Annotated in this window: 10 protein-coding genes and 1 tRNA gene; 4 read left to right on the top strand and 7 right to left on the bottom strand. The window is 63.1% G+C overall.

Translation table 11 applies throughout. The features are described 5' to 3' along the window. Positions 1-19: 19 nt before the first annotated feature. Positions 20-379 (bottom strand): hypothetical protein, encoded by a 360-nt coding sequence (locus ACOZJV_RS29525; protein ID WP_421549086.1) that lies wholly within the window; start codon positions 377-379, stop codon positions 20-22. A 245-nt stretch (positions 380-624) separates the two neighbouring features. After that, positions 625-712 (bottom strand) — tRNA-Ser (locus ACOZJV_RS29520). Between the two features lie 124 nt (positions 713-836). On the opposite strand from ACOZJV_RS29520, the gene ACOZJV_RS29515 reads away from it, so the two are divergent. Then, entirely contained in the window at positions 837-1,508 is a 672-nt protein-coding gene (locus tag ACOZJV_RS29515; RefSeq protein WP_020297396.1) for a Bax inhibitor-1/YccA family protein, read from the top strand. 92 nt (positions 1,509-1,600) lie between these two features. Here ACOZJV_RS29515 and ACOZJV_RS29510 read toward each other — a convergent pair whose 3' ends face one another. Next, a complete protein-coding gene (locus tag ACOZJV_RS29510) occupies positions 1,601-2,038 on the bottom strand; it encodes an Lrp/AsnC family transcriptional regulator (protein ID WP_020297397.1) in 438 nt (145 codons plus the stop codon). A gap of 131 nt (positions 2,039-2,169) precedes the next feature. On the opposite strand from ACOZJV_RS29510, the gene ACOZJV_RS29505 reads away from it, so the two are divergent. Further along, on the top strand, positions 2,170-3,063 hold the full coding sequence (locus tag ACOZJV_RS29505) for a DMT family transporter (RefSeq protein ID WP_421549085.1): 894 nt from the start codon (positions 2,170-2,172) through the stop codon (positions 3,061-3,063). A 1-nt stretch (position 3,064) separates the two neighbouring features. Here the strand turns inward: ACOZJV_RS29505 and ACOZJV_RS29500 are convergent, their stop codons facing one another. From ACOZJV_RS29500 to ACOZJV_RS29485, 4 genes are all read right to left on the bottom strand, one after another. After that, entirely contained in the window at positions 3,065-4,120 is a 1,056-nt protein-coding gene (locus ACOZJV_RS29500) for an FUSC family protein (RefSeq protein WP_178102898.1), read from the bottom strand. Between the two features lie 55 nt (positions 4,121-4,175). Next, positions 4,176-5,801, bottom strand: coding sequence for an NADP-dependent glyceraldehyde-3-phosphate dehydrogenase (locus ACOZJV_RS29495; RefSeq protein ID WP_421549084.1), 1,626 nt, complete (start codon positions 5,799-5,801; stop codon positions 4,176-4,178). A 203-nt stretch (positions 5,802-6,004) separates the two neighbouring features. After that, positions 6,005-7,042 (bottom strand): AraC family transcriptional regulator, encoded by a 1,038-nt coding sequence (locus ACOZJV_RS29490; RefSeq protein ID WP_201131525.1) that lies wholly within the window; start codon positions 7,040-7,042, stop codon positions 6,005-6,007. Between the two features lie 10 nt (positions 7,043-7,052). Next, the gene (locus ACOZJV_RS29485) at positions 7,053-7,967 is read right to left on the bottom strand and encodes a GGDEF domain-containing protein (RefSeq protein ID WP_421549083.1); all 915 of its coding nucleotides are present in this window, start codon (positions 7,965-7,967) and stop codon (positions 7,053-7,055) included. Between the two features lie 369 nt (positions 7,968-8,336). Here ACOZJV_RS29485 and ACOZJV_RS29480 point away from each other — a divergent pair, with 369 nt between their 5' ends. Further along, positions 8,337-10,880: a TonB-dependent receptor gene (locus tag ACOZJV_RS29480; RefSeq protein WP_421549082.1), complete on the top strand. Its 2,544-nt coding sequence runs from the start codon at positions 8,337-8,339 to the stop codon at positions 10,878-10,880. Between the two features lie 60 nt (positions 10,881-10,940). Next, a complete protein-coding gene (locus ACOZJV_RS29475) occupies positions 10,941-12,866 on the top strand; it encodes a phytase (RefSeq protein WP_078468720.1) in 1,926 nt (641 codons plus the stop codon). Positions 12,867-12,941 lie beyond the last annotated feature (75 nt).

Raw genomic sequence — 12,941 nt, 5'->3', positions numbered from 1 at the left:
AATTCCTTTCAGGCGTATGTCAGGGTAGTCGCTCCTTGAGCATCATGTCGGTTCCAAGCCCCATTTCCCTCAATAAGTGATCGCGCTGGTGTCTGATCTGCTCAAGGCTTCCAAGCTTACTGAGCATTTCAGACGCCTCACCGGTCAGGCGCGCGATCTGAATTTTCGCGTTTTTCATTTCGGCAATGAGCCTCGACTTGTCCTTGGCAAGCTGGTCGTTCATTTGAACCAGGCCGAAGATGTCGGATCTGGCTTTGCGCAGCTGACGGTTCAAGTCGTCGACCTCATTCTCCAGCAGCAGAATGTGTTGCTTGCAAGACTCCAGGGGAGTGGGCAGGCCAAGCCAATCGTCGGTGTTTTCTATCTCGATGTGATCCATAGCAAGGCCTTAATTACGCTGTATGCACATACAGTAATTGAGGCATAGGCAAAGCGCGATTTACGCCGACGAGCTGTAGAGGTTTGGGATTGTGTTCGGTCGGCAGGACGCCGAGGAGGCAGGGAAATCTGAATAGTTTTGTAACGAGCGCCAAATAGTTTTGTAACGCATCGCCTCCGAGTGGCTTTTCACCAAACCACAGAAACGAAAAAGCCCTGAATAATCAGGGCTTTAACGTACAAATATGGCGGAGGCGATGGGATTCGAACTCATGGACCTGTTACAGTCGACGGTTTTCAAGACCGTTGCCTTAAACCACTCGGCCACACCTCCGTATTGCGTTGCGGGCGCCATAATACCCGAATGAAACACACTGTCAAACTCTCTGCGTAGCTTGTTGCAGAGCGTCTGTTATGATCTTTGCCACTGAACGTTTCAAACCAACAGGAGTGTCGCCATGCGCGAACAGGATTACGCAGTTAATAACGGCGTGCAGGCTGAGCAGCTAGAGGTTAGCCGCGTCCTGCGCAACACTTACGGCTTGCTGGCTCTCACCCTCGCATTCAGCGGCGTGATGGCTTTTGTGGCTCAGCAGATGCGTGTCGGTTACCCGAACATTTTCGTGGTGCTGATCGGCTTCTACGGCCTTTTCTTCCTCACCAACAAACTCCGTGATTCGGCCTGGGGCCTGGTGTCGGCGTTTGCCCTGACCGGTTTCATGGGCTTCCTGCTGGGCCCGATCCTCAACCGCTACCTGGGTATGCAGGGCGGCGCTGAAGTGGTCAGCTCGGCCTTTGCCATGACGGCGCTGGTGTTTGGTGGTCTGTCGGCCTATGTGCTGATCACCCGCAAGGACATGAGCTTCCTCGGTGGTTTCATCACCGCAGGCTTCTTTGTCTTGATGGGCGCAGTGCTGGCCAGCTTCTTCTTCCAGATCAGCGGCCTGCAACTGGCGATCAGCGCGGGCTTCGTGCTGTTCTCGTCGGTGTGCATCCTGTTCCAGACCAGCGCCATCATCCATGGCGGCGAGCGTAACTACATCATGGCGACCATCAGCCTGTATGTATCGATCTACAACCTGTTCATCAGCTTGTTGCAGCTGTTTGGCATCATGGGTCGCGATGACTAATCGTCTGCCCTGAATAGAAAAAGCCCGCTTCGGCGGGCTTTTTGTTGCCTTCAGTTTTGTGTGGCGCACATAAAAGGCGCTCTCGCGGGCGATCAGCCCATGGGCGGCAGGCGGCGTTTGACTGGGGTTTTCTTGACGATGGCGGTGTTGGTTTCAGCGTAGGTGTTCAGGTGATCGAGGAGGGTGTCCAGTTGCTCCATGGAGCGCACGTGCAGGCGGGCGATAAAGCAGTCATCACCGGTGACCTTGTCGCACTCGGTGAATTGGGCGATGGACTGGATCTGTCGTTCGACCTCCTGCAACTTGCCCGGCAGGGGGCGGATGCGGACGATGGCCTGCAACTGGTAGCCAAAGAGTTTAGGGTCGACTTCCACCGTATAGGCCTTGAGCACGCCGCGTTCTTCGAGGCGGCGCAGGCGTTCGGCGACGCTGGGGGACGACAGGCCGCTGATCTGTGCCAGAGCCTTGAGCGAGCGGCGTGAATCCTCCATCAGGGCGCTGATCAGCGCCTGGTCTATTTCGTCGATCATCGCAGCCTCTTAGGTGAAGTACGGATTGTGCCTTGATAAAAAAGGCATACGGCGGTTTTTGCCTATCGCAAGCGCTGGAGCGGCCCAGGGCGGCATTGTCATACTTTTGGCACCTGTTGAGGAGCCTGAAGATGGACAAAATGACACGCCGCGGTTCGCTGGAAATGACCGCCGCCATGCTGATTTCCGGAACCATTGGCTGGTTTGTGCTGGTGTCTGGGCAGCCGGTGCTGGATGTGGTGTTCTGGCGCTGTGTGTTCGGCGCCGGCACCTTGCTGCTGATCTGCGCCGGGTTCGGTTTCCTGCGCCCGGGCATCCTGACCCGCACCACCTTTGCCCTGGCAGTGCTCAGCGGGGTGGCCATCGTCGGTAATTGGCTGCTGCTGTTCGCCTCTTATTCCCGCGCCTCCATTGCCATCGGCACCGCGGTGTATAACGTGCAGCCCTTTATGCTGGTTGGGCTGGCGGCGCTGTTTTTGGGCGAAAAAATCACCGCGCAGAAGCTGTTCTGGCTGGGTGTGTCGTTCGCCGGGATGCTGGCGATTGTCAGCGCCCATGGCCAGCAGGGCGCCGGTGGCGATGATTATCTTGCAGGCATCGGCCTGGCCCTGGGCGCGGCGCTGCTCTACGCCTTTGCTGCGTTGCTGATCAAACGCCTGACGGGCACGCCACCCCATCTGATCGCCTTGATCCAGGTCTGCACCGGGGTGCTGTTGCTGGCGCCCTGGGCCAACTTTTCGGTGTTGCCGGCGCAGCCTTCGGCCTGGGCCAGCCTGCTGACCCTGGGCATGGTGCACACCGGCCTGATGTATGTACTGCTGTACGGCGCGATCCAGAAACTGCCCACCGCGTTGACCGGCGCCTTGTCGTTTATCTACCCGATTGCGGCGATCTTCGTCGATTGGCTGGCTTTCGGGCATCGTCTTGAGTGGCTGCAATGGCTGGGGGTGATCGCGATTTTGCTGGCCGCTGCCGGCATGCAACAGGGCTGGACCTGGCGTTTGCGGCGTGCGATCACGCCCTGAATCAGATCTTCCAGTGTTCCGCGCTTTTGGCCAGACGCTGGCGCATATCGCCCAGGTTGGCCACCAGTTGCCGGGTCAGCAGGCGGTAGCCATCGAGCGCCGAGTACACCGGGGTAGTGTTGGAGGGCTGCAGCAGGCTGTCGTCAAGGCGTCGCCCCAGGCGTTTCGAGGCGCCGGATTGCAGGGCCCGGGCCATGCCGATCAATTGCACGCGCACCAGGCGGTTTTCCTGTTTCAGCAGTTGTTGCAGGTGCGCCAGGGCTTGTGGGTCGCTGACATCGGGGCGGGTGTTGGCGAGGATCTCCAGGGTGCTGAAGCACATGCGCAAGTTGCGCTGGATGGCGTCGAGCTCGGTCATGGAAATACGCACCTCCTTGGACACCGAGGGCATCAGCGAGCGCAGTTGCAGCAGAGTCGCGTTGAGCCGGCTGAGCAGCTTGAGGTGTTCATCGTCGGTGACCGACTGGCCGTTGACGATGCGTCCGTACACGGTGGCGCAGTCACGCAGGGCGCTGGCCAGGTTGTAGCGCCAGGAATAGACCGCGTACAGCGGGATGGCAAAGGAAAACGCCAGCGCCAGGGCGATACCGATCAGGATATCCACCGCCCGCCACAGGCCGTCGGTGATCTGGTTGTCACCATGGCCGGCCACGATAAACACGGTGATCGCCGACAGCAGGGCGGTGTAACCCCCCTTACCGATGGCGTGATAGGAAAAGAAGCCGCAGACCACCGACATCCCCAGATATGTCACCCAGGGCAGGCCCAGGTAAGCCTGTTGCAGCACCAGCAGCAGGCCGACCCCGGCCCCGATCAGGGTGCCGATGGCCCGCTCGGCGGCCTTCTTGCCGATATTGCCGTGGTGCTGCAAACCGCCGATCACCACCAGCATGGTCACCGACGCCCACTCACCGTGGGGCAGGTTGATCCCGGTGGTCAGCAGGATGGTCGCGATCAGGCCCAGGGAGACCCGTACCGCATGGATCAGCCTGGCGTGGCGGTAGCGCCGATACGGGTCCAGCAAGGGACGCAGGAGTCGGCGCAACAGCAGGGGCATTCGGGAGGTTCGCAGGTCGCTCATCGGGCTCGGCTATGGGCTCCAGTCAGGGGTTTTAGAATATGTAATCGGTGGTCAAAAAGCTCGACTCGCGATTACGGATGATGTCGCTGATCAATTCCTTGTTGCTCTCCAGGAACTTGGTCGCCACCAGGGTGCGGATCGAGAAGGTGCGCAACGCATCATGTACCGACAGCGTGCCCTCGGCGGAGTTCTTGCGTCCGTTGAACGGGAACGTATCGGGCCCGCGTTGGCACTGGGCGTTGATATTGATCCGCCCGACCTGGTTGGCGAAGGTGTCGACCAGGCGCCCGACTTCAGTGGAGTTGGTGCCGAAGATGCTCAACTGCTGGCCGAAGTCGGATTCGAGTACGTAATCGATCACGGTGTCGAGGTCGCGGTAGGGCACGATCGGCACCACCGGGCCGAATTGCTCCTCCTGGTACACGCGCATCTGGGTGGTCACCGGGTACAGCACCGCCGGGTAGAAGAACGAGGCCCGGGCTTCGCCGCCGCCACTGTTCACCACCTTCGCGCCTTTGCTGGTGGCATCGGCTACCAGCGCGTGCAGGTAGTCGACCTTGCCCGACTCCGGCAGCGGCGTCAGGGCTACCCCCGGCTCCCAGGGCATGCCGGGCTTGAGGTTCTGCAGCTTGGCGTTGAATTTCTCGATAAAGCGCTCGACCACCTCTTCATGCACGAAGAGGATTTTCAACGCGGTGCAGCGCTGGCCATTGAACGACAGCGAGCCGGTGACCGCCTCGTTGACCGCGTTGTCGAGGTCGACCTCGGGCAGCACGATGCCCGGGTTTTTCGCATCCAGGCCCAGGGCGGCTCGCAAGCGGTGGGGCTTGGGGTGGAGTTTTTTCAGGTCGCTGGCGGCCTTGTTGGTGCCGATAAACGCGAAGATGTCGATCTTGCCGCTGGCCATCAAGGCGCTGACGGTCTCGCGGCCGCTGCCGTAGATGACGTTGATCACCCCGGCCGGGAAGCTGTCGCGAAAGGCCTCCAGCAGCGGTCTGATCAGCAGCACCCCGAGCTTGGCCGGCTTGAATACCACTGTGTTGCCCATGATCAGGGCCGGAATCAGAGTGGTGAAGGTTTCGTTCAGCGGATAGTTGTACGGCCCCATGCACAGCGCCACGCCCAGTGGCACACGGCGGATCTGGCCGAGGGTGTCCTGCTCCAGCTCGAAGCGGCTGGAGCGGCGGTCCAGTTCCTTCAGGGCATTGATGGTTTCGGTGATGTAGTCGCAGGTACGGTCGAACTCTTTTTCCGAGTCCTTGAGGTTTTTACCGATTTCCCACATCAGCAGCTTGACCACCGCCGAGCGCTGTTCGCGCATGCGCCCGAGGAAGGCTTCGACGTGCTGGATGCGTTCGGCCACGCGCATCGTCGGCCATACGCCTTGACCCCGGTCATAGGCCTGCACTGCGGCGTCGAGGGCGGTGAGGGCGGTGTCGGCATCGAGCAGCGGCGTGCTGCCCAGGATCACCTGCTCATCACCGTTGGGCCCGGCCAGGTACACCGGGCTGCGTACCACGGCCAGGGGGCCGGTCCAGGTCTTGAGTTCGCCGGCGACCAGGTACTCGCGTTGTTCGGTCTGGCCGTCCAGGCGGTATTGCTCGGGAATATCAGCGGCGGCAGGAAACAAGTGCTCGAGAAGATTGGCTGTGGTCATGACTCTATCCCGTTTGAATGCGCGGACCTGTGGGGCGGTCCGCTGGCGAATGACAGTCGACAAGCGGCTACAAGGGTTATACGCCTGTATGGCGCCAGTCTTTAAGCGGTCTGGGGTAATGCGTGGCAGGGCAGGCGGGTGATGGTCTGGGTCTTTGGCCCAAGAGTAGACCTTTTTCTCTGCCCGGCGCGAGGACTCAAGCCTCAGCCGGCACTGAACAGCTGGCGGATCAGGCGCGGGGTGCTGCCGGTCCAGCGCTTGAACGAACGCCGGAAATTGGCCGCATCGTTGAAGCTCAGGTACTGCGCCACGTCGTCGTTGCTCCAGCCCTTGACCTGATACAGGTACAGCGCCACGTGCTTGCGTACCAGGTCGACCTGATGCTGAAAGCAGGTGTCGTGTTTCTGCAGTTTGCGCTTGAGCGTCGCCGGGCTCATGGCGAAAGCCAGTGCGGCCTGTTCCAGGTTCGGGGTCTGGCGCACATGGGTTTGCAGGTAGCGATAGAGGCAGTCGAGAAACCCCGAGCCCAGGCCCAACTGCTCCAGTTGCGCGGTGGCCTGCTGGCGCGCCACCTGGCCGGCGGTGGCCGAGGCATTGGGCCAGGGCTGGGTCAGAAACTCCCGGGGGATGCGCATCAGGTCCAGGGGGCGACGGAACTGCGTGTGCTCCCCGAGGTGCACCCAGTACTGCTCGACATAACGCGGTTCGGCGTGGCTGAAGCTGCATTCCCAGGGCAGGCGCTGGCCGCTCAGCCACTGACTCATGGCGATCAGCGAGGTCATGCTGGCTTCGAGCAGAAAGCGCCACTGCTCGCCGGCGCCGCAACTGTCGAGCCAGTAGCAATAGGCGTACTGCTCATCCAGCAACAGCCGTGGCGCCACCAACGGGCTGAGCAAGGCCTGTTGCTGGATCAGGGTGTCGAGGGCCTGGTGCAGGTTTTGCGCATGTTGCAGCGCATGGCTGGCCGCGCCGTAATGCCCCGGCAGCAGGCGTTGGCCGAACAGAAAGCTGCTGTCGTCGGCGTCCAGCAGGCGCCGGCTGTTACCAATCAGGGCGAGGAATTGTTGTGGGCTGAGACGGGTCTGACCCGCCAGGATGTCTTCGTGGAACAGGCCGGTGCCACGCAGCAGGCGGTGGCTGTCGATGTCCCGGGACAGCGCCAGGTCGATCAGGGTCGCTGGCTGGTAATGCCCGGGAATAAAGCGGCTGTCGGTTTCATACCAGAGGGTCTTGAGCGTCATTGGGGCGGCCTCAGGCGGTCTTGGCCAGGGGCTGCTTGGCCCGCGCCAGCGCCAGGTTGAGGCGCTTGAGCAGGGCCTCCGGGGCTTCGCTCAGGGCCATCACCACCGCGGTGCTGGCCGAGAGTTGCAGGCGTTCGCCGTGCTGCCGGGTCTTGTGGGCCAGGCCTTGCACCGCCTGCTCCAGCTCCAGGGCCAGCAGCCGCGCCTGGCTTTCGCCGGTGTTGGGCAGCAGCACCACAAAGCGGTCGCCGGCCAGGCGACACAGCAGGTCCTGGCGCCGCAGGTTGAGCAGCAGCAGATGGCTGATGGCCTGCAACACCGCATCGCCCTCGGCATGCCCGTAGTCATGGTTGATGGCGGCAAAGCGGTCCAGGTCCAGGGCTAGCAGTGACAAGGGTTGCTGGCGTCGCGCGCTGTCTTCCAGGGTGCTGGCCAACTGGCGCTTGAAGTAGTCGGCGCCACCCAGCGGCGTGAGTTTGTCGAACAGCCGATGCTCGCGGAACAACCGTTCGCGTTTCTCCATCTGCGCGCTGATGGCCAGCTGTTCGCGGTGCCAGTGATAGATGCCGATGGTCAGCAGGATCATGCCCACCGGCATCGGCCCGGACTCCAGCCAGTGGTCCCAGGTGATGCTGTCGGGCAGGCGGATAAACTCATCCAGGCTGTCGATCCACCAGGAGAAAAAGATGCAGCTCAACCCCAGCGCCAGGTAGTTGGTGACGCGCCCGGCCGGCCGGCTTTTCAGCACCAGCCCCAGCCACACCAGGGCCAGCAGTGCCGAGCCGCCTTCGCCGACGATGTCCAGCCACTCCCATTCGCTGACCGCCTTGAGATCGCCGCAGGCCAGGTGCAACAGCAAACCGGCATTGGCCGCGAGCAACAGCAGGGTGAGTTTCAAGCGATGGGGTTTGAGCACTGAGAACATGGCCGGCGACCTGGGTTGAAGGCGGAATGGGCGTCAGCTCAGCAGATGGATGTGACAGTCCGGTGACGGCGTGCACTACACCCCGGGAGGTCGAATCAGCTCACCGCGGCTGGGCATTTTTTTCGCTGCTGGCTGCCAACCAGCCGATTTCCCGGCGCCGCCAGGCCGTTTCCGCTATCCGCTCGGGCGCTGCCGACGGGCCCGAGAGGTCATATCAGCTCACTTTGCCCACCGGCCCCCTGGCAAAGCGCCTATTTCGCGGGTCAGCGCCGACCCCTGTCACAGAACCGTCATTCGCCGACCCTAGCGTGCCCTCCCAGTTGCCGGGCCGATTGCCTGGCGTTAACGGACTCTTTGGGGGAGGACAGGATGGAAACGCGCAGCAATCATCAGCGCAACGGCACGCTCGGGCTGGTCGGCTTCACACTCACCGCGCTGGCCCTGGCCGTGGCCAGCGAGCGCCTGAGCGCGGCGCAAATGGACGCCGGCATCGAGCACGTCGAAGTGGTCGGCCAGGCCGCCAGCATTGACCAGGCGCTCAAGGAGCAGCGCAGTTCCGACAGCATCAAAAGCGTGGTGCACGCCGATGGCGTGGCCCAGTTGCCGGATGAAAACGTCGCCGAGGCGGTACAGCGCCTGCCGGGGATCAGCGTCGAGCGCGATCAGGGCGAAGGCCGGTTTGTCAGCGTGCGCGGGCTGGGGCCGGACCTCAACAGTGTGACCATCAACGGCACCCTGGTGCCTTCGCCGGAGAGCGCGCGCCGCGCCGTGGCCCTGGATGTGCTGCCCTCCGAGCTGGTGCAGTCGCTGTCGGTGATCAAGACCCTGACCCCGGACATGGACGCCAACTCCCTGGGCGGCACTGTCGATGTGCAGAGCCTGTCGGCGTTTGACCACAAGGGCCTGTTCTACACCGGCAGCAGCGAAGCCAGCTACGACCAGAACAGCCACCAGACCAGCCCCAAATTCTCCGGCGCCGCCAGCAACCGCTTCAGCCTCGGCGACGGCATCGACAACTTCGGCGTGGCCGCGGCCCTGAGCTGGCAGAAGCGCGATTTCGGCTCGGACAACGTCGAGACCGGCGGCGCCTGGGACTTCCAGCAAGGCGCGCGACTGCAAGAGTTTGAACAACGGGACTACGACATCAGCCGCGAGCGTGCCGGTGGCGGCCTGAACTTCGACTACAAGCCCGACGACGACTCCCGCTATTACCTGCGTACCCTCTACAGCCGCTACAAGGACAGCGAGACGCGCAACTCCACCAGCATCGAATTCGCCGACCCCCAGGCCTCCGGTCAACTGGGCGACGCCGAGGGCAAGCGCAAGCTCAAGCAGCGCGAAGAGACCCAGGAAATCCAGTCCTACGTATTCGGCGGCGAGCGGATGGTCGGGCTCTGGACCCTCAGCGGCCAGGCCGGCTACAGCCGGTCCAGCGAAGACAGCCCGGGGCATATCGCCGGTGCCACCTTCGAAGGCAACAGCGACTTTGCCGACAGCGGTTTCTACGACACGCAAAAGCCGCGGCCGATCATCGGCGCGGGCTTCTATGACCCGGCCAACTTCACCCTGGACAAGGTCGACTGGGAACAACAGAAAACCACCGACACCGAGAAAAACCTGCGCCTGGACCTGGCCCGTGACTACGACTTCAGCGGCTACGCGTCCCAGGTCAAGTTCGGCGGCAAGGTCAGCCGGCGCAACAAGGACAACGACCTGGATGCCTGGGTCTACAAGGACTTCGACACCCTGGGCTTCAGCGACCAGCAGCTCAACCTCACGCAGTTCCAGAAGGGCAGCGTCGATTACCGCCTCGGCCGGTTCGGCCCTGGGATCAGCGGCTCGGCGATCAAGGACCTGATCGGCAGCCTCGATCGCGCCGACTTTTATGACGAGCAGGAATCCCGGGTCAACGACTTCACCATTCGCGAAGACATCAACGCCGGCTACCTGATGAACACCCTCGACATCGACGACTGGCGCTTTATCGCCGGCCTGCGCTACGAAGGCACCGAGTTCGAAGCCAAGGGCACCGGGGTCACCGACGGCGCCTACACCGCCACCGAGACCCAGCGCCGTTATCACCACTGGCTGCCGGGCCTGCATGCGCGCTACCAGCTGGATAAAAACACCCAGGTGCGCGCGGCCTGGACCAAGTCCGTGGTGCGCCCGACCTTTGGCCAACTGGCCCCGGGGTTTGTCATCGACGGCGACGAAGCCACCTTCGGCAATCCCGACCTCAAGCCGCTGGAGTCGAGCAACCTCGACCTGGGCATCGAGCACTACATGGGGCGCGCCGGCACCGTCTCGGCCTTTGTGTTCTACAAAGACATCAAGAACTTCGTCTACAACACCGACCTCGCCGGCACGGGCGCCTGGGCCGGTTTCTCCGAAGCCCACAGTTTCGACAACGGCGACAGCGCCAAGCTGTATGGCCTGGAGCTGGCCTACTCGCAGAAGTTCGACTGGCTGCCCGCGCCCTGGAACGGCCTGCTGGTCGGCGCCAACAGTACCTTCAGCCGCTCCAGCGCCAGCATCGAGGGCTTCGACCAGGCCAGTGGCCGCAATCGCAAGCGTGATATCGCGCTGCCCAACCAGTCGGACACCGTGGGCAACCTGATGCTCGGCTGGGAAGACGACACCGTCAGCCTGCGCCTGTCGGCCAACTACAAATCCGACTACCTCTACGAGCTGGCGTCGATCAACGACAAGGCCCACGACCTGCACGTCGATGCCCAGACGTTCGTCGACTTCAGCGCGCGCTACTCGCTGAGCAAGAACCTGCAACTGAGCTTCGAGGCGCAGAACCTCACCGATGAGTCGTACTTCGTCTACACCGGCCATCGCGCCTACAACGGCCAGTACGAAGAGTACGGCCCGACCTACAAGCTCGGCCTGACCTTTACCCACTTCTGAACCCCGGCGGCGCTGCTGGCCGGCGCCGCCCCGGATGAACCACAAGGATTTCTACCGTTGATGAAGATTCAGCCGTTCTCCAAGCCAACCTTGCTGGCCACGCTGTTGGCCCTGGCCTCAACCGCGGTCTTGGCCGCGCCTGCGGTGCCCAGGCTGCAACTGCAACCCTGGGCCGCGACCCAGCACCTTGAGCTGAGCGCCCTGAGCTTTCTGCCGGCGCAACTGGGGCCTGAGCGCCTGGCCGCCAGTGAGCGCGACGGCTTGCTGTTGCTCGATGCCCAGGGCGCGGAGCTGGCGCGTTTGCCGGGGTCGTTCAGTGCCCTGGACAGCCGCGCCGCCGGCCAACAAGTGCTGGTGGCCAGCCTCGACAACCAGCGCCAGCAAGCGCTGCTGGTGAGCCTCGACCCACGCACCCGCAGTTGGGGGCAGCCGGTGTATCTGCCGGCCCGCGACTACCCGGTAAACGGCCTGTGCCTGTACCGCGACGAGGCCAGCAACCTGTTCCTGTTCCTGGTGGGCGAGGAGGGCAAGGGTGAACAATGGCTGGTGGGTAATGGCGCGCAACTGAACCCCCAACCCCAGCGCGTGCGCGGTTTGCCGCTGCCACCGGCGGCGCAGTTTTGCCAGGTCGACGATGGCGCCAACCAACTGCTGGTCAATGAGCAACACGTGGGCTGGTGGGCCTATCCGGCGCACCCGGAAGCCGATGTCGAGCGACTGCCGGTGGCCTTGCGCGCACCCTTCGGCGACCTCAAAAAAGCCGCCGGGGCCATGGCGCTCATGCCGGGCGGGGTGCTCGGCCTCGACCCCAAGGCTGCACAACTGCACCTCTACCAGCAGCAGGGCGAGCTTTGGCAAGCCGTGGCCGCGCTGCCGTTGCCGGGCCTGGTGGAACCGGAAAACCTGGCCCTGCAAGCCACCGCCACAGGCGTTCAAGTGCTGCTGCGCGATGACGAGGACGGGCGCCTCTATCAGGGCGAGTTGAACTGGCAGGCGAGCCCGGTGCCGCTGTCACCGCCACTGCCCAACGTGGCGGCGGCCAGCCAGAGCGACCCGGTGGGGCGCCAGGGCGATGCGGCGGACGATCCGGCGATCTGGATTCACCCCCAGCAACCGGCCTTGAGCCGGGTCCTGGGCACCAATAAAAAACAGGGCCTGCTGGCCTATGACCTGCAAGGCAAGCTGCTGCAAGAGCTGCCGGTGGGGCGCCTGAACAACGTCGACGTGCGGCCCAACTTCGCGCTGGGCGAACTCAAGGTCGACCTGGCGGTGGCCAGCAATCGCGATCACAACAGCCTCAGCCTGTTCGCCATCGACCGCAGCAGCGGCGAGTTGCGTGAAGCGGGGGAGATCCCTACGCCGCTCAAGGAAATCTACGGCATGTGCCTGTTCCAGCCGGCCAGCGGCGAGTTGTACGCCATCGCCAACGGCAAGGACGGGACCTTTGTCCAGTACCGCCTGAGTGCGCCCAACGGCGTGGTGCAGGGCGAGCTGGTGCGCCAGTTCAAGGTCGCGAGCCAGCCTGAAGGCTGCGTGGCCGACGACCAGCGCCAGCGGCTGTTTATCGGCGAGGAGGATGTTGGGGTGTGGGCGGTGGACGCCCGTCCCGAGCAGCCGGCAACCCTGAGCACTGTGATCAAGGTCGGCCCGCAACTGCATGCCGATGTCGAGGGCCTGGCCCTGTACCAAAGCAATGCGCGGGACTACCTGGTGATTTCCAGCCAGGGCAACGACAGCTACCTGGTGCTCGACGCCGAGCCGCCCTTTGCTTCCCACGGTGCGTTCCGGGTCGGGATCAACGCCGCCGCCGGTATCGACGGTGCCTCGGAAACCGACGGCATCGAAGTCACCTCGGTCAACCTGGGCGGGCCCTGGAGCCAGGGCATGCTGGTGGTGCAGGACGGGCGCAAGCGCATGCCCGAGCAGACCCAGAACTTCAAGTTCGTGCCCTGGGCCGAGGTCACCCGGGCGCTGAAACTGCCCTGAGGCGGGCTGTCATCAATCGGTCATCACACTTTCATCCAATAGCCCGCGGGCAGTCGCGCATCGACTGTTCCCGGG

It is taken from the genome of Pseudomonas sp. QD4 (genome assembly GCF_049199125.1).
Classification (GTDB): Bacteria; Pseudomonadota; Gammaproteobacteria; order Pseudomonadales; family Pseudomonadaceae; genus Aquipseudomonas.
The sequence above is the reverse complement of the archived record's forward strand: the minus strand, read 5'-3'. Positions and strand labels throughout refer to the sequence as shown.